The sequence below is a fragment of the Kitasatospora sp. NPDC018619 genome, assembly GCF_044391605.1.
Taxonomy (GTDB): domain Bacteria; phylum Actinomycetota; class Actinomycetes; order Streptomycetales; family Streptomycetaceae; genus Kitasatospora.
Map to the genome: position 1 here is coordinate 413784 of NZ_JBISAI010000002.1, position 20768 is coordinate 434551.

The 20768-nt window shown below is 73.4% G+C and carries 22 protein-coding genes; 9 read left to right on the forward strand and 13 right to left on the reverse strand.

Going from position 1 to position 20768, the window contains the following annotated elements; all coding sequences use genetic code 11:
* Positions 1–169: 169 nt before the first annotated feature.
* The 4 genes from ACH5AR_RS04435 to ACH5AR_RS04450 all read right to left on the reverse strand — a co-directional run bounded on the left by ACH5AR_RS04435 (position 170) and on the right by ACH5AR_RS04450 (position 2103).
* Positions 170–466: a hypothetical protein gene (locus ACH5AR_RS04435; RefSeq protein WP_396299870.1), complete on the reverse strand. Its 297-nt coding sequence runs from the start codon at positions 464–466 to the stop codon at positions 170–172.
* 68 nt (positions 467–534) lie between these two features.
* Positions 535–996, reverse strand: coding sequence for an ATP-binding protein (locus tag ACH5AR_RS04440; protein ID WP_396299871.1), 462 nt, complete (start codon positions 994–996; stop codon positions 535–537).
* Positions 993–1589 carry a hypothetical protein gene (locus ACH5AR_RS04445; RefSeq protein WP_396299872.1) on the reverse strand — a complete coding sequence of 199 codons (597 nt, stop codon included), beginning with the start codon at positions 1587–1589 and terminating at the stop codon, positions 993–995. The genes ACH5AR_RS04440 and ACH5AR_RS04445 overlap by 4 nt, the downstream gene beginning before the upstream one ends.
* The gene (locus ACH5AR_RS04450) at positions 1567–2103 is read right to left on the reverse strand and encodes an ATP-binding protein (protein ID WP_396299873.1); all 537 of its coding nucleotides are present in this window, start codon (positions 2101–2103) and stop codon (positions 1567–1569) included. The genes ACH5AR_RS04445 and ACH5AR_RS04450 overlap by 23 nt, the downstream gene beginning before the upstream one ends.
* 237 nt (positions 2104–2340) lie before the next feature.
* On the opposite strand from ACH5AR_RS04450, the gene ACH5AR_RS04455 reads away from it, so the two are divergent.
* Positions 2341–3213, forward strand: coding sequence for a helix-turn-helix domain-containing protein (locus tag ACH5AR_RS04455; protein WP_396299874.1), 873 nt, complete (start codon positions 2341–2343; stop codon positions 3211–3213).
* Positions 3210–3452 (forward strand): hypothetical protein, encoded by a 243-nt coding sequence (locus ACH5AR_RS04460; protein WP_396299875.1) that lies wholly within the window; start codon positions 3210–3212, stop codon positions 3450–3452. The genes ACH5AR_RS04455 and ACH5AR_RS04460 overlap by 4 nt, the downstream gene beginning before the upstream one ends.
* Before the next feature lie 85 nt (positions 3453–3537).
* On the opposite strand, the gene ACH5AR_RS04465 is transcribed toward ACH5AR_RS04460, so the two are convergent.
* Together ACH5AR_RS04465 and ACH5AR_RS04470 are read right to left on the reverse strand one after the other, a co-directional pair.
* Complete coding sequence (locus tag ACH5AR_RS04465) at positions 3538–3816, reverse strand: hypothetical protein (protein WP_396299876.1); 279 nt, start codon at positions 3814–3816, stop codon at positions 3538–3540.
* Between the two features lie 69 nt (positions 3817–3885).
* On the reverse strand, positions 3886–4689 hold the full coding sequence (locus ACH5AR_RS04470) for an exodeoxyribonuclease III (protein ID WP_396299877.1): 804 nt from the start codon (positions 4687–4689) through the stop codon (positions 3886–3888).
* A gap of 308 nt (positions 4690–4997) precedes the next feature.
* On the opposite strand from ACH5AR_RS04470, the gene ACH5AR_RS04475 reads away from it, so the two are divergent.
* Positions 4998–5771, forward strand: coding sequence for a GntR family transcriptional regulator (locus ACH5AR_RS04475; RefSeq protein ID WP_396299878.1), 774 nt, complete (start codon positions 4998–5000; stop codon positions 5769–5771).
* A gap of 181 nt (positions 5772–5952) precedes the next feature.
* Here the strand turns inward: ACH5AR_RS04475 and ACH5AR_RS04480 are convergent, their stop codons facing one another.
* Positions 5953–7116, reverse strand: a complete 1164-nt coding sequence (locus tag ACH5AR_RS04480; RefSeq protein WP_396299879.1) for an ROK family protein — start codon at positions 7114–7116, stop codon at positions 5953–5955.
* Positions 7117–7442: 326 nt separating this feature from the next.
* Positions 7443–8984, reverse strand: coding sequence for a hypothetical protein (locus tag ACH5AR_RS04485; protein WP_396299880.1), 1542 nt, complete (start codon positions 8982–8984; stop codon positions 7443–7445).
* Between the two features lie 290 nt (positions 8985–9274).
* Here ACH5AR_RS04485 and paaK point away from each other — a divergent pair, with 290 nt between their 5' ends.
* From paaK to ACH5AR_RS04500, 3 genes are read left to right on the forward strand one after another with little or no spacing between them, the layout of a single operon-like run.
* Positions 9275–10624, forward strand: coding sequence for a phenylacetate--CoA ligase PaaK (paaK, locus tag ACH5AR_RS04490; RefSeq protein WP_396299881.1), 1350 nt, complete (start codon positions 9275–9277; stop codon positions 10622–10624).
* A 52-nt stretch (positions 10625–10676) separates the two neighbouring features.
* On the forward strand, positions 10677–11348 hold the full coding sequence (locus tag ACH5AR_RS04495; protein ID WP_396299882.1) for a class I SAM-dependent methyltransferase: 672 nt from the start codon (positions 10677–10679) through the stop codon (positions 11346–11348).
* A 58-nt stretch (positions 11349–11406) separates the two neighbouring features.
* Positions 11407–11856, forward strand: a complete 450-nt coding sequence (locus ACH5AR_RS04500) for a GNAT family N-acetyltransferase (protein WP_396299883.1) — start codon at positions 11407–11409, stop codon at positions 11854–11856.
* 136 nt (positions 11857–11992) lie between these two features.
* On the opposite strand, the gene ACH5AR_RS04505 is transcribed toward ACH5AR_RS04500, so the two are convergent.
* Entirely contained in the window at positions 11993–13429 is a 1437-nt protein-coding gene (locus tag ACH5AR_RS04505; protein ID WP_396299884.1) for an aminopeptidase P family protein, read from the reverse strand.
* A 112-nt stretch (positions 13430–13541) separates the two neighbouring features.
* On the opposite strand from ACH5AR_RS04505, the gene ACH5AR_RS04510 reads away from it, so the two are divergent.
* Both ACH5AR_RS04510 and ACH5AR_RS04515 read left to right on the forward strand, forming a co-directional pair.
* Positions 13542–14141, forward strand: a complete 600-nt coding sequence (locus ACH5AR_RS04510) for a helix-turn-helix domain-containing protein (RefSeq protein ID WP_396299885.1) — start codon at positions 13542–13544, stop codon at positions 14139–14141.
* Positions 14142–14395: 254 nt separating this feature from the next.
* Positions 14396–14794 carry a hypothetical protein gene (locus tag ACH5AR_RS04515; RefSeq protein ID WP_396299886.1) on the forward strand — a complete coding sequence of 133 codons (399 nt, stop codon included), beginning with the start codon at positions 14396–14398 and terminating at the stop codon, positions 14792–14794.
* Between the two features lie 900 nt (positions 14795–15694).
* Here the strand turns inward: ACH5AR_RS04515 and ACH5AR_RS04520 are convergent.
* The 4 genes from ACH5AR_RS04520 to bioB are packed head-to-tail and all read right to left on the reverse strand — an operon-like array spanning position 15695 to position 19521.
* Positions 15695–16141 (reverse strand): hypothetical protein, encoded by a 447-nt coding sequence (locus ACH5AR_RS04520; RefSeq protein WP_396299887.1) that lies wholly within the window; start codon positions 16139–16141, stop codon positions 15695–15697.
* Positions 16142–16193: 52 nt separating this feature from the next.
* Entirely contained in the window at positions 16194–16952 is a 759-nt protein-coding gene (gene bioD / locus ACH5AR_RS04525; RefSeq protein ID WP_396299888.1) for a dethiobiotin synthase, read from the reverse strand.
* Positions 16949–18253 carry an adenosylmethionine--8-amino-7-oxononanoate transaminase gene (locus tag ACH5AR_RS04530; protein WP_396299889.1) on the reverse strand — a complete coding sequence of 435 codons (1305 nt, stop codon included), beginning with the start codon at positions 18251–18253 and terminating at the stop codon, positions 16949–16951. The genes bioD and ACH5AR_RS04530 overlap by 4 nt, the downstream gene beginning before the upstream one ends.
* Positions 18254–18276: 23 nt before the next feature.
* Positions 18277–19521, reverse strand: a complete 1245-nt coding sequence (bioB, locus tag ACH5AR_RS04535; RefSeq protein WP_396299890.1) for a biotin synthase BioB — start codon at positions 19519–19521, stop codon at positions 18277–18279.
* A gap of 236 nt (positions 19522–19757) precedes the next feature.
* Here bioB and ACH5AR_RS04540 point away from each other — a divergent pair, with 236 nt between their 5' ends.
* On the forward strand, positions 19758–20609 hold the full coding sequence (locus tag ACH5AR_RS04540) for a hypothetical protein (RefSeq protein ID WP_396299891.1): 852 nt from the start codon (positions 19758–19760) through the stop codon (positions 20607–20609).
* Positions 20610–20768 lie beyond the last annotated feature (159 nt).

Sequence of the window (20768 nt, forward strand, 5' to 3'; positions counted from 1 at the left end):
CGGAGATCCACTAAAGCGCTTTCGGCAGTACTATTTATAGGGAACTTCGCATTCCGGAATTTCTGCCTTTGGGCATGGCGAAGCGCCCTATTTCGGCAAATGAAATAGGGTGGTAGATGAGTGCCGGGCTGCCATTTATTGGCAGCCCGGCGCGGGTCGCCCCGAGGCTCTAATTTCGGGGCCCCACCTCCGATCGGAAGACCTCGGGCGCGTCCTCGGAGCACTCCACGAGCGCCACCAGGGCCGTCATCGCGATCACGGCCAGGGCCGAGTGGAGGTCCCTGGTAGCGGCAGCCTTCTGGCTGGGCCGCATCTTTCGCAGCTTCAGCATATTCAGCGCCGCGTTGCCCATGTACTCCTGCAAGCTGAGCATCAGCAGGTTCAGGAAGTCCGGCGCGTTCTTGGAGCGCTCCTTCAACTGGGCGTGCATGAGGTGCGCGCGTTCCCAGAGCCATTCCGTGTGCATACGTGAATACTCATTTCTCAAGAGAAGGGAGAGTAGTTCGAGCCGGCTGGGGAGCCTGATGACCCTGACTAGCGAGCGCGGGACTGCGGACGGAGCCGGAGCTCGGCCCACACGTCCTTGCCGCAGGCGTACAGGTCAACGCCCCAGCGGTGTGCCAGGCGGGTGACGACCAGGAGCCCCCGCCCGCGCAGGGGTACGTGGTCGGGGCCGGCCGGGAGGCCGGCGTCCACGAAGACCGGCAGCGAGCGGGAGCCGTCGCTGACCGTGATCCGGACCGTGGACTCGCCCAGGCGCTGGATCGAGAGCCCGAGCTTGCGGCAGCACGCCGTCTCGATGGCGTTCGTGACCAACTCGCTCGCCACCAGCACGGCGCTGTCGATCAGGTCGAACAGCTCCCAGCCGGCCAGGGCGGCGTCCACGAGCCAGCGGGCCAGCGCGGCCGACTCGGGTACGTAGGGGTATTCCGCGGTGAAGCATGTGAGGGGGGTGTCCAGCTCGGTCTGGACGGGGGGTTCGGCAGTGGTAGTCATGTCACCTCCATCCGTCTTAAGCCGTCGAGTAGCCGCTGCATGAGATCGGCCGGCGGCGCCTGGTGGCTGTGGTCCTGGTGGAGCTGTTCGATCTGCTCGGAGCTGAAGCCGCAGTGCTCGCGGAGCGCTCGACCGCGAGTGCGGCGAGCCAACGGGCGAGCCACCGCGGCCCGGCCGGCGTTCACGACCGATGCGAGCTGGACAGCGCGGATCTGGGCGTGCAGGTCTTCCAGCATCGACCGGGTGAGCCGGAGTTCGAGTACAGGAGGGGGGCACTCCCCGGAGGGGTCCGGCTCGATTCCGCTGAACGTCATCCGGAACGGGGTCGGACGATCGAGGAGCTGCGCCTGTGCCGGCGGGATCTCCTCGACGGAGATCCGCCCTCGGCGGGGCGCGGTGTTGGTCTGGGGGTTCGAAGGCGCGGTCCCGACCGTGGGGCGGAGGGCCTTGTTGATCTTGTTCTCCAGCCTCACCACGGTCTTGCGGGTGAGGCGGAGTTCGATCGGGGGAGGGGGGTGGCCCTCGGCGGCGTCGAGGCCGATCCCGCTCAGGGTCAGCAGGATCGGCAGCTCAGGCCGACCGAGGCGTTCCAACTGCGACGGGCCGAGTTCTTCGACGGAGATCCGGCCCCGGCGGAGCGGAGAGCTGTCCTGCGGATAAGGCTGTATGGACATGCTGTCCGCCGGGTTCACTGCCTTGGACCTCCCCCTTGAAAGTGGCGCAGACGATCTTGTAGCGGTCAACCGGGTTGAGGTCCCAGTGCCACGACGCGGTCAGCTCCGTGATCAGCTCGAAGCCTCGACCGCCGGTGTCGTAGGTGCCGGCCATGCGGGGCTTCGGGAGGTCCGTGGAGCCGTCCATCACTTCGATCCACGGGAGCCGGTTCCACAGCGCCACGAAGGTCACCCGGTAGGGCGTCTCGGCGTGCCGGAGCGCGTTCGTCGCCAGCTCGCAGGCGACGAGCACCGGGTCGTCGGGGTCGATCCCGATGACCTGGCACGACTCCGTGATGAGCCGCCGGACGCCGCGAACCGAGGTGGGGTCAGGTTCGAAGGATTCCGATCGAAAGAGGCGAACGATGGTGCTCAGGTGGGCGTGATCGAACACGGATTGCACAGCTCCTCCACAGGTCGGCCGGAGGGAGCCGTGCGTCATCGCGGACGCACTACACTCCGCAAGTGGCTCGTAGCGGTGTGGTGCAGTCCTCAGGGTGTCGTACGACACCCCATGAGCGCAAGGTCCGCGTGAAGAGACGTCAGGAGCCTTCACTCACAGGGGTTAACTGGGACTTTGAGGAGCCGATACGCTCATCCTGTACACCGACCAGGTACCGGAAGGAGCACTGTGGCCACCATCACCAGACCAGCGGTGACCCGCGCGATGCTGGCCATCGGCCGGCGCTTGCAGGACCTGCGCAAGGCCGTTCAGCCACGCCTCACTCAGGGAGCCGTCGGTAAGAAGCTCGGGAAGTCGCAAGACGTTGTGTCGCTCATGGAGCGCGGGGCGCAGCTACCCACTGACGAAGAGCTGCGGGTGTTGTTCGACCTGTACGGGGTTGACACCACCACGCGGCTTGATGTCCTTGCCCAGATCCGAGAGGCCAAGCGTGACGCTGAAGCATGGTGGCGCACATACAAAAGCCTTCCGAGGTCCCTGCTCCGACTGATCGAGTTCGAAGACACCGCGTCGAGAATGGCGCTCATGGCTGGGATCGTCCCCGGCCCGTTTCAGACGCCCGACTACATGTGGGCGATCGATGAGCACTTCCGCCAGGTGCACGGCGAGGCGGTGACCCGGCACTTCCACGAGGTGCGACAAAAGCGCCAGCATGTTCTGAGTCGTGAGCCCCGTCCCGTGGTTGTGGACCTTCTCCTCTCGGAGGCGGCCATCCGCACTCAGATGGGTGGGCCTGATGTGATGGCTGCGCAGCTCAGCCACATCCAAGACCTTGCACGATGGCAGAACATCACGGTGCGAGTTGTGCCGTTCTCGGCCGGGACCTATGTGGCTATGTCTGTCACCACGATCCTTGACTTCCCGGTCAAGAACGACTCCGGGATTGTCGTGGTTGACACTGCTACCGGTGCTGAGTTCCTTGAGGAGCCGAAGGAAGTGCGAGACTGGCGCCAGCGCTTCGACTTCTTCGCTGCCAGGGCTTTGAGCCCGGAGCAGTCGGGCGAGCTCATCGAGACTGCCAAGAAAGAAATGCGATCATGAACAAGGCCGATCTGTACAGCGTCACCCCTCCCGTTGAGGAGCGTTTCAAGTCCCCGCTCAGCGTTGAGAACAGCGGCTGCGCCACCTTTGCGCCAATCCTGAACTCATCCGGTGAGTTGGCTGGGGTCTACCAGGGTGACAGCCAGAACCCCGATCTTCTCGGCGTCCGGCACACGATCGAGGAGTTCATCGCTATGGCTGATGGCATGGACGCCATCCGTAAGCGGCTCGGCCTCTGACGTCGGCTGCATGAACGAAACGCCCCGGAGCTATCGGCTCCGGGGCGTTTCGCCGTCTAGCGGGACCTGGTGGAGAGGCCTCTTGCTACTCGGGCGTGGCTCCGGGAGTGATCAGCTCGTAGCCCTCGGGAAGAGCCAGATCCTCCGCCTCCAAGTCACTGTTCACCGGCCACTTCGTCACAGGTACGCCGTTCACCAGACGGATCACCTCGTCCCTACAGCAGGGGGAGCAGATGAGGATGTCTTCCTCGGTGACCCGGGACAGGCCAGGGAAGGCACCCAGGGGCCTTCTCCGGCACCGCGGGCACTGCTCGGAGGTGTTGCTTGCCGAATCAGGGTAGGTCGTGCTGGTCGGGTCGGTCATGGGCGGAGGCTAGCGTCCGGGATGGGGAGGGATTGAAGGAATGAAGGACTTCCTTCCGGGCAGGCGGTGTTAGAAGTCGTGGTCGTAGACCACGGTCACCGGGGCGTGGTCGCTCCACCGCTCGGCGTGGGAGGCCGCTCGCTCGACGTAGGCCTCGACCGCCTTGCCAGCGATGCCAGGCGTTGTAACATGTGCGTCGATTCGCCAGCCGGAGTCGTTGTCGAAGGCGCGGCCGCGGTAGGACCACCAGGAGTAGGGGCCGGTGCGGTCGGGGTGGAGGGCGCGGACGACGTCGACGTAGCCGGCCTCGTCGTAGACGCGGGAGAGCCAGGCGCGCTCCTCGGGGAGGAAGCCGGCGGACTTCTGGTTGGCCTTCCAGTTCTTGAGGTCCTCGGGGCGGTGGGCGATGTTCCAGTCGCCGCAGACCACGACCTCGCGGCCGTCGGCGGCGGCGCGGGCGCGCAGGGCGGTGAGGTGGACGAGGAACTCCGCCATGAAGCGTTCCTTCTCGTCCTGGCGCTCGGTGCCGACCTCGCCGGAGGGGAGGTAGAGGCTGGCGACGGTCAGGCCGGGCAGGTCGATCTCGACGTACCGGCCCGACCCGTCGAACTCCTCGGAGCCGAAGCCGATCGCCGTGCGCTGCGGCCGTACCCGGGAGAGGATCGCGACGCCGGCCCGGCCCTTGGCGGCGGCGGGGGCCCAGAGCGCGTGCCAGCCCTCCAGCTCACGCAGCTCGACGGGCAGTTGGGCGGGTTCGGAGCGCACCTCCTGGAGGCAGACCACGTCCGCCTCGGTGGCGGCCAGCCACTCGACGAAGCCCTTCCTGGCCGCCGCCCGGATTCCGTTCACGTTCACACTCGTCACCACGATCACCCGAGCAGCCTACCGACTGGCGCTCGGGGGCCCGGACCGTGACGCGCGGGGCGGGGCGCCGCCGCCGGACGGTGACAGCGGCTGACCGAACCTGTCGTGAACGCGGCATGAAGATGTGCGACAGTCCCGTCAGGCTCTGCCATTGGTCTTGACCATCTCCGGACGGAGCGCCTAGGGTCACTTACTGCAAGGACCTTTAATAAAGAAGGACGGATAAAGGCCCGCTCTCCCACCAGCCGCGACGCGGGCAGTGGGCCGGGGTTCCGCCCTCCTTGTCACAGGGCGGACGACATCAGGTGGAGGACGCGGTGGGGACGACAGGACAGCTTTCTGCGGTGCCGGAGCCGAAGTACTGGCACCTGCGCACGGTGCTGCTGCGGGCCATCGACTCGGAGTTCTCCACCGGTCAGGTGCTCCCCAACGAGCGCGAGCTCTCGGCCCGCTTCGGTGTCGCCCGGGCCACCCTGCGGCAGGCCCTCGACCAGCTGGAGCTGGAGGGCCGCCTGGTGCGCCGCCGGGGGATCGGCACCCTGATCGCCGCCCCGCGGGTCGGCGTCCCGGTCAACCGGCAGGAGGAGGGCTGGCCCGGCGCCGCCCGCAGCCAGTCCTGGCGGACGCTCGACTGCACCACCGCCCCCGCCTCCGCACAGCTGGCGAAGGGCCTCGGCGTCGCCGAGGGGGCCACCGTGCACACCGTGCGGCGGGTCCGTCTGGTGGAGGGCCGCGCGGTGGCCACCGAGTCGCTGCACGTCCCGGCCGCCGCCCTGCCGCACCTGCCGGGCTTCCGTGCCGAGAGCGACCGCGCCCGTTCGGTGCTGCGCCAGCTGGAGCGCCTGGAGGTGGACGGCGAGTCCCGCTCGGTCGAGCTGGGCGTCGCCGAGGCCGAGCAGGCCGCCCTGCTGGAGCGCCCGCCGGGCGCGCCGGTCCTGGTGATGACCACCCAGTACGCCTCGGCCGGCCGGCTGGTGGCCCTGGCGGTCGCCACCTACCGCGCGGACACCTGCAAGCTGACCTTCGGCGAGGCCGGCCTCGTCGAGGTCACCCCCGTCGCCGCGACGGCCGAGGTCCGTACGGCCTCCTGACGCACCGCCCCTGGACCATTTCCGGAAACCCTCAGGCCGAGGCCCGGACGCCGACCGGCGTCCGGGCCTTTGCCGTCGGGACGTCGGGACGTCGGGGCGGTGCGGTGAGACGGTGAGCGACGGGCCTCACCCGGGGTCCGGGATCCGGTGTCCGGGGTCGGGGTGAGGCCCGCCGCTCCGGTCAGGCCCGGGGCGGGTCCACCGCGAAGAGCTGCTCCTCGACGTGGTCGAGGGCGACGCGCAGGGCGCCCATCGCGACCACCTCCGAGCCGAGGGCCGCCAGGGCGACCTCGGGGGCGCGCAGGGTGAGCTGGCCGAGGCGCTCGCGCAGCGGGTCCAGGACGCCGTCGAGGCCGGCCGCCCAGCCGCCGATCACCACCAGCTGCGGGTCGATGGCGAGGACGAGCGCGGCGACGCCCTGGACGAGGCGGGTGAGGAAGCGGTCCATGGCGACCTTGGCGACCTCGTCGCCCTCCCGGGCCAGCCGCAGCACCCGCGCCACGGCGGCCTCGTCCAGCGGGTTGAGGGGCTTTCCGGTGGTGGACAGCAGGCGCTCGGGGGTGACCTCCTGGCCGAGCAGGTGCAGGGCGCCGATCTCGCCGGCCGCCCCGCCGAAGCCGCGGTGAAGCCGCCCGCCGATGAGCGAGCCGGCCCCCGGGCTGAGGCCGGCCATCACGAAGACGACGTCGTCGGCGCCGACCGCCGCCCCCTGCCAGTGCTCGGCGATGGCGGCCAGGTTGGCGTCGTTCTCGATCAGGACGGGGCAGCGGAACGAGCGCCGCAGCTTGGCGCCGAGGTCGAGGCCGGTCCAGCCGGGCATCGCGGTGCCCAGCCGGACGGTGCCCTCGCGGTCCACGATGCCGGGGGTGCCGATGCCGACGGCCCACAGGTTGTCCCGGGAGATGCCGGCCTTGCGCAGCACCTCGGCGACGGCGGTGCGGACGGCGGCGAGCCGGTCCTCGGCGTCCAGGGCCTCGTCCACCGGCTTGAAGTGACTGCCCACCACCTCGCCGGTGAGGTCGGCCAGGATGACCCGGATGTCGTGCACGCCGATCTCGATGCCGAGGATGTGCCCGGCCTCGGCGCGGAAGCGGAACCAGCGGGCCGGGCGGCCGCGGCGGCCGGAGGCCGGCTGGCCGTCCTCCCTCGGCTGCTCGACCTCGGCCACCAGTCCGGTCTCGACCAGCCCCTCGATCACGCCCTCGACCGTCGGGCGGGAGAGCCCGGTCTCGCCGACGAGCTGGGTGAGGGTCACGGAGTGGCCGTCCCGCAGCGCCCGAAGAGTGACCGCCGCGTTGATCCGCCGCAGCAGCGAGGAGTCTCCTCCGGTGAGCCGATCCGCCAATGCGATGCCCTTCGCCGTTCGCGCGACTGCCCTGGCGCGCGGTGTCGAGTGCGCGGTGCCCACCGAATGGCCCGCGGGGGGTGCGCCCCCGGAGAACGCGGCACGGCGGCAGGGGGCCGCCTGCGCGAGGGCCGGAGGACAAGCGGAGCCTACCCGGGGACGGACCCGGGCGGCGAGGATCCTTGCAGCTCATCCAGGCTTCGGTATCGAAATGGTACGCATCGGGTGGCGGTGCGTGACCCGGGCTTCACCGCCGGGCCACGACGGGCGGGTAGGGGCCGGGTGGGAGCGGGTGGCCGGGCGGCAGCCCCCGGGCCCTCCGGCCGTCAGTCCACCCGCGCCGCGAACAGCCGGTGCCCCAGCAGCGCCATCGGGTGCCCGTCCTCCGGCAGGGTCAGCACCGTGGGGCAGCCCGCGGCGGTGAGCGCCGCCCGCCAGTGCTCGGCCGGGTGGGCGTCGCCGCCGTCGGCGTCGCCGGTGATCAGCAGGTCGAGCTGTTCGGCGGTGGGTGCGAGCAGCAGCAGCCGGCCGCCGGGGGAGAGCAGCCGGACCAGCTCCGGGACGTCCCGGAGGGGCCGTCCGGCGCCGGCCACCACGACGTCGTACCGCCCGCCGTCGGGGGCGCCGTGGTGCTCGGTGTGCGGCCGGGGCCGGGCCGCCAGGGCGCGGGCGACGGCCGGTTCGCCGCCCTCGGGGTCGAGTTCGAGGACGCGCAGCGGTCCGGGCCCCTCGTGGGCCTCGGCGCTGCCGCGCACCAGCGCGCCGAGGGCGGCGCCGAGGTACCCGCGGGCGGCGGCCCAGCGGACGGGCGCGGCGGCCGGCCGGGGGGCCTCCTGGCCGGTGACCAGCCGGGGCAGCCGCAGGGCGCCGCGCCGGACCCGGTCCAGGGCGGCGGCGGGGCCGAGCCCGTCCGCCCAGGTCTCGACGGCCGGGCGCCAGGCCTCCCGGACCTCGGCGGCGCCGGGCCCCGGACCGCCGCGGAACACCGGGCCCTGGGCCCCGCCGTCCTGGCGGGTGATCAGGCCGTGCCGGGCGAGCGCGTCCAGCCAGCGGGCGACCCGGGGGCGCTGGGCGGGGGTGACCAGGGCCGCGGCGAGGACCTCGGCCTCGGGGTAGCCGCGTGCCGGGTCGGTGAGCACGCCGCCCTGCTGGAGGGTGTGCAGCAGGGCGGCGAGCACGGCGCGGTCGAGCTGGGCGCCGAAGTCGCCGACCTGTTCGGCGGTGACCCCGATGCTGTGCTTCCAGGCCGCGGCGGTGGCGGCCGCGGCGTCGGTGCGCAGCCGGCGGTCGGCCGCCTCGGCGTTGCTGAACGGGGCGCGGACGTGGGCGAGCACGGCGCCGAGCGCGTCGACGGCGGCGTAGACGTCCTCCTGCCGGGGCTCCGGGCCGACGTGCAGGACCAGGCGCAGCTCGCCGAGGTCGTGGGCGTCGAGGCCGGGCTGCCGGCTGAGCCGCCAGAGCAGGGCGGAGGGCAGGCTGAGGTGGGTGGCCCGCGCGGCGGCGACGGTTTCGAGCTGCTGCTCGGGGCGCAGCTCGGGGTCGGCGCAGTGGACGGTGCCGCCGGCCAGCAGGGTGGCGAGGGCGAGGTCGACGGCGAGGTCGGTGACCGGGTGCAGCACGGTGTGCCGGATCGGCGGCGGGCCGAGGACGCCGGCCCAGTAGCGCAGCCGCTGCTCGGCGGCCCGGGCGGCGGCCGGTGGCAGCGCGGCGTGCTCGGCCACGCGGCGGGCGAGGGCCCGGGGCAGGCCGCCCGGCGGGGAGACGCCGAGCAGCAGGCCGATGCCGCTGATCGCGCGCCCGTCGGCGACGACGGCGGGTCGGTCGCCGAGTTCGCGCAGCGCGCTGACCAGGGCGGGAGTCGTGGGCACGGTGATCACTCCGGGGTGCGGGGCGGAAACCGCACTACTGAACCACGGGGGTGCGCCGGGGGAGCCCGGCAGCGAGTCAAAATTCTGTAATGATTTTCATATCGCATAGCCAAGCCGTCGGGCCGAAGTCACCACGAACCGGGCGGAACATCGCATTCCGGAAGGCCGGTGCGATCCCTTGACAGATGGTTCGGGTACTGGATCAATGGAGCCCGAGAGGGGGCCTGACCGAACGATCGGTAGGTGGTCGAAGGGTGCCCCGCACGGCCCAGAGCAGCGAAGGAGCGACGATGACCGGCACCGCACCCGCCCCGCGCCGACACCTCGGGGAGCCGCTCCCGCCGGAACTGCTGGACGCCGGGGAGCGGATGGCGCCGGAGGAACTGCGCGCCCACCAGCTCACCCGGCTGCGGGCCACCCTGCGGCACGCGTACGACCACGTCGAGCTCTACCGCCGCAAGTTCGACGCCGCCGGCGTCCGCCCCGAGGACTGCCGCACCCTGGCGGACCTCGCCCGCTTCCCCTTCACCACCAAGGCCGACCTGCGCGAGGGCTACCCCTTCGGCATGTTCGCCGTCCCGATGGAGCGGATCCGCCGGATCCACGCCTCCAGCGGCACCACCGGGCTGCCGACCGTCGTCGGCTACACCGACGGCGACCTCTCCATGTGGGCCGACGTGGTCGCCCGCTCGATCCGCGCGGCTGGCGGCCGGCCCGGCCACAAGGTGCACATCGCCTACGGCTACGGCCTGTTCACCGGCGGCCTGGGCGCGCACTACGGCGCCGAGCGGGCCGGCTGCACCGTCATCCCGGCCTCCGGCGGCATGACGGCCCGCCAGGTGCGGCTGATCCTCGACTTCGAGCCCGAGATCATCATGGTCACCCCGTCCTACCTGCTGACCCTGCTGGACGAGTTCGAGAAGCAGGGCGTCGACCCGCGCACCACCTCGCTCAAGGTCGGCATCTTCGGCGCCGAGCCCTGGACGGAGGAGATGCGCCGCGAGATCGAGGAGCGGCTCGACCTGCACGCCGTCGACATCTACGGCCTGTCCGAGGTGGTCGGCCCGGGCATCGCCCAGGAGTGCGTGGAGACCAAGGACGGACTGCACATCTGGGAGGACCACTTCTACCCGGAGGTCGTCGACCCGCTGTCCGACCGGCTGGGGGCCGACGGGGTGCTGCCCGAGGGCGAGCGCGGCGAACTGGTCTTCACCTCGCTCACCAAGGAGGCGCTGCCGATCGTCCGCTACCGCACCCGCGACCTCAGCCGACTGCTGCCCGGCACGGCGCGGCCGGCCTTCCGGCGGATGGAGAAGGTCACCGGGCGCAGCGACGACATGATCATCCTGCGGGGGGTGAACGTCTTCCCCACCCAGATCGAGGAGATCCTGCTGCGCACCCCGGGCGTCGCGCCCCACTTCCAGCTGCGGATCCGCCGGCAGGGGCGGCTGGACGAGATGACCGTCCGGGTCGAGGCCCGCCCGGAGGCCTCGGCGGAGCAGCGGGAGTCGGCGTGCGCGCGGATCGTCCGTGCGGTGAAGGACGGCGTCGGGATCACGGTCGCGGCCGAGGTGGTGGACCCGTACGCGCTGGAGCGCTCGGTCGGGAAGATCAGGCGGGTGGTGGACGAGCGAGGATGAGGGGCCGCCCGGCGGACGTGGGCACCCCCGTGCGGGCCCTATGCTGCGGTGCATGCCGAACGAGCTGCCAACTCTCCAGCCGGGCGCCGATCTTGCCTTCATCCGGCGGGAGACCGAGCTGAAGCCCGTCCCTTTCGTACCCGAGATCAGCCTGCACATGGCCGAGGACGCCATCGCCCTGTGGGAGACCACCGAGCGGGCACGGGGAGAGGACGGTCTGCCGCCGCCGTTCTGGGCCTTCGCCTGGGCGGGCGGGGTGGCGGTCGCCCGCTACGTGCTGGACCACCCCGAACTCGTCGACGGGCGCACGGTGTTGGACGTCGCGGCCGGCTCCGGGCTGGTCGGGGTGGCCGCCGCGCTGCGCGGGGCGAGGCAGGTGCGCGCCGCCGAGATCGACGCCTACGCGGTGGCCGCGATCGGGCTGAACGCCGAGGCCAACGGGGTGCGGGTGGACGGCGCGCTGGTGGACCTGGTGGACGGCGACGGCGGGCCCGCCGAGGTGGTGCTCGCGGGCGACGTCTTCTACGAACGGGCCATGGCCGCCCGCTTCCTGCCCTTCCTGGAACGGGCCGCGGCGCGCGGGGCCACCGTGATCGTCGGCGACCCGGGGCGCGCCTACCTGCCCCGGGAGCGGTTCACCGCGGTGGCGGCGTACCGGGTGCCGGTGGTCGCGGACCTGGAGGACACCGCGGTCAAGACCACCACGGTGTGGCGGCTGGGCTGACCGTCCACGGGGTGGAAATCCGCACGGCCGTGCCGGACGGCCTGCTAGACAGGCCGGTATGACCGACCAGATCGCCCTGCGCGCCGCCCGCCCCGACGAGATCCCCGCCCTGCTCGCCCTCTGGGCCCGCGCCGCCAAGGGCACCAGCATCACGGACGACGAGGCGGGGCTGGCCGCGCTGCTCGCCAGGGATCCGGACTGCCTGATCGTCGCCACCCCGGCCGAGGACCCGGCGGCCCTCCTCGGGACGGTGATCGCCGGCTGGGACGGCTGGCGGTGCCACCTCTACCGCCTCGCCGTCGACCCCGGGCACCGCCGCCGGGGCATCGGCGCCGCGCTGCTGGCCGCCGCCGAGCAGCGCTTCGCCGCGCTCGGCGGGCGGCGCGCCGACGCCATGGTGCTGGACGACAACGCCCTCGGCCACCGCACCTGGCAGGCGGCCGGCTACCGGCCCGAGCCGCGGTGGAGCCGCTGGGTCAAGCCGCTGGCGGCCCGAGCGCGGGCCTGAGCGCCGGGCCGGTCGCCGTCCGGACGGCCGCCGAGCGCTGGCGGCCGCTTCCGGTGCGCGGGCGGCACCGGGGTGCCGCCCGCGCACCGGTGCCGCTCCGCGGTGCTCCCTCGCGCTCCGTCGCGTTCGGCCGCGCTCAGCCGCGCAGGCGGGCCAGCCAGGCCTCGACCTCGTCGGAGCGGCGCGGGAGGGCGGCGGAGAGGTTCTCGTTGCCGTCCTCGGTGACCAGGATGTCGTCCTCGATCCGCACCCCGATGCCCCGGTACTCCGCCGGCACCGTCAGGTCGTTCTCCTGGAAGTAGATGCCCGGCTCGACGGTGAGCACCATGCCCGGCTCCAGCGGGCCGTCCACGTGCTCCTCGGTGCGCGAGTGGGCGCAGTCGTGGACGTCGATGCCCAGCATGTGCCCGGTGCCGGCCAGGGTGAAGCGGCGGTGCAGGCCCAGCTCGTACACCTTGTCCGCGCTCAGGTCGCCGAACAGGCCCCAGGAGGTGAGGTGTTCGGCGAGCTCGCGCTGGGCGGCGCGGTGGAAGTCGCGGAACCGCCCGCCCGGGCGCACCGCGGCGATGCCGGCCTCCTGGGCCGCGTACACGGCGTCGTAGACCCTGCGCTGGAGCTCGGTGAACCGGCCGCTGACCGGCAGGGTGCGGGTGACGTCGGCGGTGTAGAGGTGGTTGGTCTCCACGCCCGCGTCGAGCAGCAGCAGGTCGCCGGGGCGGGCGTGGCCGTCGTTGCGCACCCAGTGCAGGGTGGTGGCGTGCGGGCCGGCCGCCGCGATCGTGCTGTAGCCCACGTCGTTGCCCTCGATCCGGGCGCGGACGAAGAAGGTGCCCTCGATCAGCCGCTCGGCGGTCGCCGAGTCGCTGCCGAGGACGCGCACCACGTCCTCGAAGCCGCGGGCGGTGGCGGCGCAGGCGAAGCGCAGCTCCTCGATCTCGAACTCGTCCTTGACCAGGCGCATCCCGGACAGGAAGACCTCGAACTCCTCGTCCCGCCCGGGGTCCGTCCGCTCCGCGAGGGCCGCCTCCACGCCCGCGTCGTGGCGGCGCAGCACGCGGGCCGGGCCGGTGGCGGCGCGCAGGTCCGCGCGGACGGTGCGCACGTCGCGGCAGGGCAGGCCGAACAGCCGCTCGCTCTCGGTCAGGCTGTTGCGGCGGCCGTCCCACAGCTCGCCGTGGGTGTCCAGCCAGAACTCGCCGTTGTCGGTGCGGGAGCGGTCGCGCAGGTAGAGCACCGCCTCGTGGCCGCTCTCGCCGGTCGGGACGAGCACCAGGACGGCGTCCTGGGACCGGTCGCCGGTCAGGTAGGCGTAGTCGGAGGACGGGCGGAACGGGTAGTCGGTGTCGTTGGCCCGCACCTTGGGGTTGCCGGACGGGACGACCAGCAGCTCACCGGGGAAGGCGGCGGACAGCCGCGCGCGGCGGCGGGCGGTGTGCGCGGCCTGCGGGACCGGCTCCAGGGCGGTGCGCTCGGTGTCGGCCCAGCCCTGCTTCATGCTCTCGGCGAGCTCGTCCGTGACGCCGCGGGTCAGGCCGTTCTTTCGGTACGTGATGGTCTCGGCGGGCTCGGTCACTACGTTCTCCTGGTGGGGGTGGTGGGTGCGCGGTGTCTCGCTACGCTGCCCCGTCCGTCGGCATGCGTCCCGTACGGTATATCGAACGAAGCCGCGAGAGAAGAGGTCGAGCGTGAACGATGCCGAGGAATCCGTCCGGGGTGTCCTCGCCGCCAACCTGAAGCGGGTGCGGGCCCAGCGCGGACTGTCGCTGTCCGAGCTGTCCCGACGGGCCGGGGTCGGCAAGGCGACGCTCTCCCAGCTGGAGTCGGGGGCCGGCAATCCCACCCTGGAGACGGTGCTCGGGCTCTCCCGGGTGCTCGGCGTGCCGATCTCCGACCTGGTCGAGGCCCGGCCGGCGGGCGAGGTCACGGTGGTGCGCGCCGCCGAGGCCGAGGTGCTCAGCGGCCGGGGCGTGGACCTGCGCCCGCTGCGCCGGATCGAGTCGGGGGACGCCGTGTTCGAGGTCTACGACCAGGTGGTCCGCACCGACGGCACCCAGCTCTCGGGCGGCCACGGCGGCACCGAGCACACCGTGGTGCAGGCCGGGCGGCTGCGGGTGCGGGCGGGGCGGCACGAGATCGAGCTCGGGCCGGGCGACTACGTCGGCTTCGACGCCTCGCTGCCGCACAGCTACACCGCGGTGAGCGGTGAGCCGGTCCGCTCGGTGCTCCTGCTGCAGTACCGCGCCGAGCAGCGGCCGCACCTCGCCGGCCCGGTGGACGGGCACTGAGCCGGGGCGCCGCGGACCGGGCCGGTCGTTCGGTTTGCCGAACGCTGGCGCGCAGGCGCCGCCGGCCGGCGCGGGCGGCCCGTCGCCCCGGCCCGGGACGTCAACCGGCCGTGCGGCCTTCCTCCCTGAGGTGCCAACAGCGCGGGAACGGACCGTGAATTGTTGCCCGGTCGGGTGACAGTCCGGCCGGCCACCGGGGCCGTGCGGGCATCATGGGCCGCGACCGGGACGTCGCGGGAGCAGGGAGTCGACCGATGGGAAGGCCGATGGCGGAGTTCGGCTGCGCGAAGTGCTACGGCGAGGACGAGCGGGCCGTGTGGGGGCGGCAGCGGGACGGCTTCGAGCACGAGGCGGAGGTGGTGGACGGCTCGCACTTCTCCGTCAACCTCCGGCGCTGCCGGGACTGTTCGCAGCAGTTCGTGTGGATCTTCACCGAGGTCGTGGACTGGATGGGCGGGGACGACGCCCAGTACGTGACCATCCTGCCGCTGACCGCCGCCGAGGCCACCGGCCTGCGGAGCGGCGCCCTGCGCCCCCACGACCTCGGCGCCCTCGGCCGCGGCCGCCGCCACCTGAACCACGACTGGCCCACCGGCGGCCCCGCCCGGCTCCACTGGCGCTCCGGCCGCTTCCTCGTCGCCGAGGCCCGCTGAGGGGTGCCCGCCGCCCGCCGGGGCCCGCTGCGTACCGACCCGCGGTCCCGTCGGGTGCCCCGTGCCGGCCGCGGCCAGGCTGCAGATCCGATCGACCGGGCCTGCGGATCACCGAACTCGCCCGCTTCGAGGACCACCGGTCCTCCAGGCCGGTGATCAACCGGCGCGCCCGACGGGTCGGTGCTCGTCGTGCCGCTGATCCGCTCGGGTGGTTTCGTCCTCCGGGCCGCAGGGCGAGCGGAGTTCGTGGACCCGGCCACGGGCTTCCTGGCGCCGAGGGGTCGATGCGGCCGTCGCCCATCCGGCGGGCGTTCCCGACCTGAGCACCGTGCTGGAGTTCCACCAGGACGTCCACGGCGAGTGCCCCGGCACAGCCGGCCCTCGGAGCCAGCCCGTGGACCAGGCCCGCGACCTGGCCCACCGCGGCCTGATCACCGCCTGCCGTGCGGGAACGGACCCGTTCGCCGGGGCCGAGCGGGCCCACGGCCTGACGGCCGGGCCGGCGGGTGCCCGCACGTCCACCGGCGGCGGACGTGCGGGCCGCCACCGTCGCGGCCCACCGCAGGACCGCCGCCCACCGGGCCTGCGCCGCACTGCCTGGGCCGGCGGCGACGTGGCCGGCATCTGCCGGGTCACCGACGACAGCGGCAGACGCCTGGTCCTGGGCATCGAGCGCCCAGGCCGCAACGGCGTCCGGTGGGCCGACGGCGCCGGGTACGTCCGGGACCTCGACATCGCCGAGAACACCGACTCCCTGCCCGACTGCGGCACTGTGCAGGCAGCGGGGCGACAGCGCGGGAAGTCGGCCGGTCCGACGTCCCGCGCACGCGCGCGCCCGGTGCGGTGGCGTCCCACCGTGCCGACCTCACCGGGCGGGTGCCACGCCGAAAGCCGGTTTCCTCAGGTGCCGTTGAGGGCGTAGCTGCGGAAGGTGGCCAGCAGCGGCAGCACTTCGGTCCTGCTCGGGTCCTCCGTGACGGCGCGCATGGCGTCGATCACGGTATGGGCGATGATCTTGGTGACGGAGAGGTCCTCCGCCGGTGCGAGGGTGCCCCAGGCCTTGAGGGTCTGGGTGAGCAGGGCACTCATCCGGGCGCCGATGTTGGAGCTGACGGCGTCGGAGATCTCGGCGATCTCCTCGTCGCTCATGGTGGCGCGCAACCCGAAGGCGAGGGCCATCAGGGTGTCCATGGCGTGCTCGCCGTACGCGGCGACCAGTGCCGGCAGCGGCCGTTCGCCGGCGCCGCCCGCCGCGAGCGCGAGCAGCGCCTCGTCGTCGTCCTTCCAGGCCGCCTCCAGGGCGGCCAAGGCCCGCAGGGCCTCGTCAGGGGTGAGCCCGTCTGTCATGGAAGGAACGGTATTGAGCCGCCCCGGCTTCCGACAGGGCCGGAAGCCGGGATCACTCCATCGAGCGAAGCGGCGCCGATTCCGGCCGGTGGACCCGCGCGAAGTGCTCGGCGTTCCAGGTGCCGCCGAGTTCGGGGGAGAGCGCCGCCCGGGCGAGGGCGGCGAAGTCCTCCGCCCCGCCCGCCCGCTCGGGCAGGGCGCCGAGCAGGGGGGCGCCGGCGCAGCGGGGGAGGTCGGCCAGGTTGCAGCGCTCGGCGAGGCCCGGGGCGGCGGGCCAGGAGCCGACGAGCACCCCGGCCAGGGGCAGCGCGCGGGCGGCGAGGGCCTCGGCGGTCAGCGAGACGATGTTGAGGGTGCCGAGGCCGGCGGAGGCCACGAGGAGCACCTCGGCCGGGAGCCCGGCGTCGAGCACGGCCCGGGCCTGGTCGGCGAGCGTGCGGCCCTCGTCGTCGTAGCGGACCAGCAGTCCGCCGGCGCCCTCGACCAGGACCAGGTCGTGGCTGGCGGCCAGGTCGGCGACCTCGGACACCACCGCGGCGGGGGACAGGCGGGGCATCGCGGCCCGTCGGGCGGCGGTGTCGGGTGCCAGCGGTTCGGGGTAGCGCACCAGCTCACGGACCGTCAGCTCACCGGCCAGGCGGCGGACTTCCGCCGCGTCGCCGGGCTCGTCGGCGCCGACCCCGGTCTGCCCCGGCTTGAGCACCGCGACCTTCAGCCCGGAGCGCAGCGCCACCGAGGCCACCGCCGCCGTGGCGACGGTCTTGCCGACGTCCGTGTTGGTGCCCGTCACGAACAGGATGCGCGCGCTCATCCCTTCACCGCCGCGGCGGTCACGGCGGCAGCGATCCGTGCCACGTCCTCGTCCTCCGTCACATAGGGGGGCATCGTGTAGACCAGGTCCCGGAACGGCCGCAGCCAGACGCCCTCCCGCGCGGCCGCCTCGGTCGCCGCCCGGACGTCCACCGGGTGGTCCAACTGCACGACGCCGACGGCCCCGCGGACCCGTACGTCGCGCACGCCGGGGACGTCCGCCGCCGCCGCGAGGCCCTCGGCCAGCCCCGCCTCGATCCGCTTCACCTCCACCGACCAGTCCTGCCCGAGCAGCAGGTCCAGCGAGGCGTTGGCCACCGCGCAGGCCAGCGGGTTGCCCATGAACGTCGGCCCGTGCGCGAGCACCGGCACCTCGCCGCGGCTGATCCCGTCCGCGACCTCGCCCGTGCACAGCGTGGCGGCCAGCGTCAGGTAGCCGCCGGTCAGCGCCTTGCCCAGGCACATGACGTCCGGCGAGACGCCCGCGTGGTCGGCGGCGAACAGCGCGCCGCTGCGCCCGAAGCCGGTGGCGATCTCGTCGAAGACCAGCAGCACGCCGTACCGGTCGCACAGCTCGCGCAGCATCCGCAGGTAGGCGGGGGAGTGGAAGCGCATCCCGCCGGCGCCCTGGACCACCGGCTCGACGACGACGGCGGCCAACTCGTCGGCGTTGCGGGCCATCAGCTCCTCGAACGCGGCCGCGTACCCCGGGTCGAGCGGGGCGTCGAAGCCGGCCGGGGGCTCCGGGGCGAACAGCTGGCCGGGCAGCACCCCGCCCCACAGATGGTGCATCCCGCCGTCCGGGTCGCAGACCGACATCGGGTGGAAGGTGTCCCCGTGGTAGCCGCCGCGCCAGGTGAGCAGCCGGCGCTTGGCCGGCCGCCCGGTGGACTGCCAGTACTGGAGGCACATCTTCAGCGCGACCTCGACGGCCACCGAGCCCGAGTCGGCGAGGAAGACGTGCCGCAGCGGCTCCGGGGTGATCTCCACCAGCCGGGCCGCCAGGGACACGGCGGGCTCGTGGGTCAGCCCGCCGAACATCACGTGGCTCATCCGCCCCAGCTGCTCGCGCACGGCCTCGTCCAGCACCGGGTGCCGGTAGCCGTGGATCGCCGCCCACCAGGACGACATCCCGTCGACCAGCTCGCGCCGCCCGCCCGCGACCGGTTCGGCCAGGCGCAGCCGCACCCCGGAGGCGGATTCGACGACGTACGGGTCGGCGGTCCCGGGCATCGGCCCGTACGGGTGCCAGACGTGGGCGCGGTCGAGGGCGAGCAGCGTGTCGGTGGACGGCTGGGGCATGGTGGGCGGTTCTCCCGTGGGTGTCAGGCGTTGGGCGCGAGTTCGGTGCCGGCGCCGCGGCGGCGGACCTTCACCAGGTCGCTGCGGAGCTCGTCCTCCGGGGCCCCTTCGCGCGGGGCCGCTTCGACCGGGCTCGCGTCGACCGGGGGGACGGGCGAGGAGGAGGCGTGGTCGTGCCCGCCGCACGGCCCGCAGCCGCCGCCGCTGCCGCAGGCCGAGGCCGCGGTGCCGCAGCCGCCGGCGGCGCCGGCCGCGGCGACGTCCGCCCGGTGCCGGGGCAGGGTGGCCTCGCCGGCGCCCTCGACCTCGAAGCCGGCGTCCCTGATCATGTCGAGGTCGGCCTGACCGGCCTGGCCCTCGCTGGTCAGGTAGTCGCCCAGGAAGATGGAGTTGGCGATGTGCAGGCCCAGCGGCTGCAGCGAGCGCAGGTGCACCTCGCGCCCGCCGGCGATCCGCACCTCGGTGTCCGGGTTGACGAAGCGGACCATCGCCAGGATGCGCAGGCAGCGCTGCGGGGTGAGGTTCCACTCCTTGGCGAGCGGGGTGCCCTCGAAGGGGATCAGGAAGTTGACCGGGACGGAGTCCGAGCCGAGCTCGCGCAGCGCGAAGACGACGTCGACCAGGTCCTCGTCGCTCTCGCCCATGCCGGCGATCAGGCCGGAGCAGGCGGACAGGCCGGCGCCGTGCGCCTTCTGCACGGTGTCCACCCGGTCCGCGTAGGTGTGGGTGGTGGCGATGTCGCCGTAGGTGCCCTCGGAGGTGTTGAGGTTGTGGTTGTAGGCGTCGGCGCCGGCCGCCTTGAGCCGCTCCGCCTGGTTGTCGGAGAGCAGGCCGAGGCAGACGCAGATCTCGACCTCGGGGTCGGCGTCCTTGATGGCGGCCATGGTGTCGGTGACCCGGTCGATGTCACGGTCCGTCGGGCCGCGGCCGCTGGCGACCAGGCAGACCCGCTTGGCGCCGCCGGCCACCCCCGCGCGGGCGGCCTCGGCGGCCTGGTCCGGCTTGAGCCAGGTGTACTTGAGGATCTCGGCCTTGGACCCGAGCCGCTGGGAGCAGTACGAGCAGTCCTCCGGGCAGAGCCCGCTCTTCAGGTTCACCAGGTAGTTGAGCTTGACCCGGCGGCCGAACCAGCGGCGGCGCACCCTGCCGGCCGCGGCGACCACGTCGAGCAGCTCGTCGTCGGTGGTGGCGAGGACGGCCAGGGCCTCCTCGCGGGTCGGGACTTCGCCGCGCAGGCCCTTGGCGGTGAGGGTATCGAGCAGATCCATGGGGCGATCCTGCCTGGTGGCGATCGAGCGGCGCCAGAGCAAACCCGCCAGAAGATCGGTGTGAGGATGTGCCGATTGCCACAGTGTCGAAGGTCACGGCTGCGCCGCTGGTCACGAGCTTGACGCGGACCCGGAGCTCCGGTTACCGGCGGGTAGCGGGCAGGGTCGGCGGGCGGGGGTCAGCAACCCCCGCCCCCGTGATCCACGCCACCCCGGGGGTGCTTAGAATCTGCGCCATGACCACGCAGGGGGAGCGCACGACGACTCCGGGAGAAGGCCGGGACGACCGGGCAGGGCAGCGGGTCGGCGGGGGCGCCGACACCGGCGCGGGGACGGACCGCAGGCGGCGGGGCCGCCGGTTGACGGCCCGTCGGGCGACCGGCTGGATCGTCGTGGTCGGGGTGGTCGCGGGCGGAGGGTGGATCATCACCCGGCCGACGCCGGGCGACTACATACCCGGGCTCGGCCCGTCCAGCAAGGACGCGTCCGCGACGCCCCGGGTGGTGGGCGCACCGCCGCCGCGCACCGACCCCGAGGCCCTCAACGTCGACAACCTCTTCCCCGCCCAGCGGGCGGTCGAGGTCGGCTCCTACAAGGCTCGCCGCAACGGCGTCCGGCAGGGCGAGAACTGCGGTGAGGTGCTCCAGGACCGCGCCCAGGACCCGCTGAAGGACACCGGCTGCCAGGGCTACCTGACCGTCAGCTTCACCGGTCAGGACCGCCCGGTGCTCAGCAGCGTCACCATGCTGCGCTTCCCCGACCAGCCGTCCGCCGCCCGGGCCGCCGACGCCCTGCGGGCCAAGCCCGGCGCCGTCGCCTTCATCCTCGCCGACACCACCACCGCGCCCGCCCAGGCCCCCGGCGCCAGGACCGGCGGCGAGCCGCGGATCGAGGAGGTCGGGCACTACGTGACGGTCACCAGCTCGCGCGCGGCCGGCGTCCCGGCGGGCCCGGCCCCGAGCACCGCCGGGACGCCGACCGCACCGGCCCCGACGGCGCCCGGTACGGCGCCGACCACGGAGCAGAGCCTCGACGAGGCCACCCGCGCGCTCTCCTACGCGGCGGGCTCGCCGTTCGCCTGGATGTGACACGAGGGATGGGGCACAAGGGATGTGACGCGAGGGCCGGCGGGGGGGGGGGCCCCCCCCCCCCCCGGGCGGCGGGGGGGGCCCGCCCCCCCCCCCCCCGGGGCCCCCCCCCCCCCCGGCCCCCCCCCCCCCCCCCCCCCCCCCCCCCCCCCCCCCCCC

What these genes read in the sequence shown, in the direction of transcription:
- ACH5AR_RS04435 (WP_396299870.1), bottom strand. Translation starts at nt 466, where the DNA reads ATGCACACGGAATGGCTCTGGGAACGCGCGCACCTCATGCACGCCCAG.
- ACH5AR_RS04440 (WP_396299871.1), bottom strand. Translation starts at nt 996, where the DNA reads ATGACTACCACTGCCGAACCCCCCGTCCAGACCGAGCTGGACACCCCC.
- ACH5AR_RS04460 (WP_396299875.1), top strand. Translation starts at nt 3,210, where the DNA reads ATGAACAAGGCCGATCTGTACAGCGTCACCCCTCCCGTTGAGGAGCGT.
- ACH5AR_RS04465 (WP_396299876.1), bottom strand. Translation starts at nt 3,816, where the DNA reads ATGACCGACCCGACCAGCACGACCTACCCTGATTCGGCAAGCAACACC.
- paaK (WP_396299881.1), top strand. Translation starts at nt 9,275, where the DNA reads ATGACCGGCACCGCACCCGCCCCGCGCCGACACCTCGGGGAGCCGCTC.
- ACH5AR_RS04495 (WP_396299882.1), top strand. Translation starts at nt 10,677, where the DNA reads ATGCCGAACGAGCTGCCAACTCTCCAGCCGGGCGCCGATCTTGCCTTC.
- ACH5AR_RS04500 (WP_396299883.1), top strand. Translation starts at nt 11,407, where the DNA reads ATGACCGACCAGATCGCCCTGCGCGCCGCCCGCCCCGACGAGATCCCC.
- ACH5AR_RS04515 (WP_396299886.1), top strand. Translation starts at nt 14,396, where the DNA reads ATGGGAAGGCCGATGGCGGAGTTCGGCTGCGCGAAGTGCTACGGCGAG.
- ACH5AR_RS04520 (WP_396299887.1), bottom strand. Translation starts at nt 16,141, where the DNA reads ATGACAGACGGGCTCACCCCTGACGAGGCCCTGCGGGCCTTGGCCGCC.
- bioD (WP_396299888.1), bottom strand. Translation starts at nt 16,952, where the DNA reads ATGAGCGCGCGCATCCTGTTCGTGACGGGCACCAACACGGACGTCGGC.
- ACH5AR_RS04530 (WP_396299889.1), bottom strand. Translation starts at nt 18,253, where the DNA reads ATGCCCCAGCCGTCCACCGACACGCTGCTCGCCCTCGACCGCGCCCAC.
- bioB (WP_396299890.1), bottom strand. Translation starts at nt 19,521, where the DNA reads ATGGATCTGCTCGATACCCTCACCGCCAAGGGCCTGCGCGGCGAAGTC.
- ACH5AR_RS04540 (WP_396299891.1), top strand. Translation starts at nt 19,758, where the DNA reads ATGACCACGCAGGGGGAGCGCACGACGACTCCGGGAGAAGGCCGGGAC.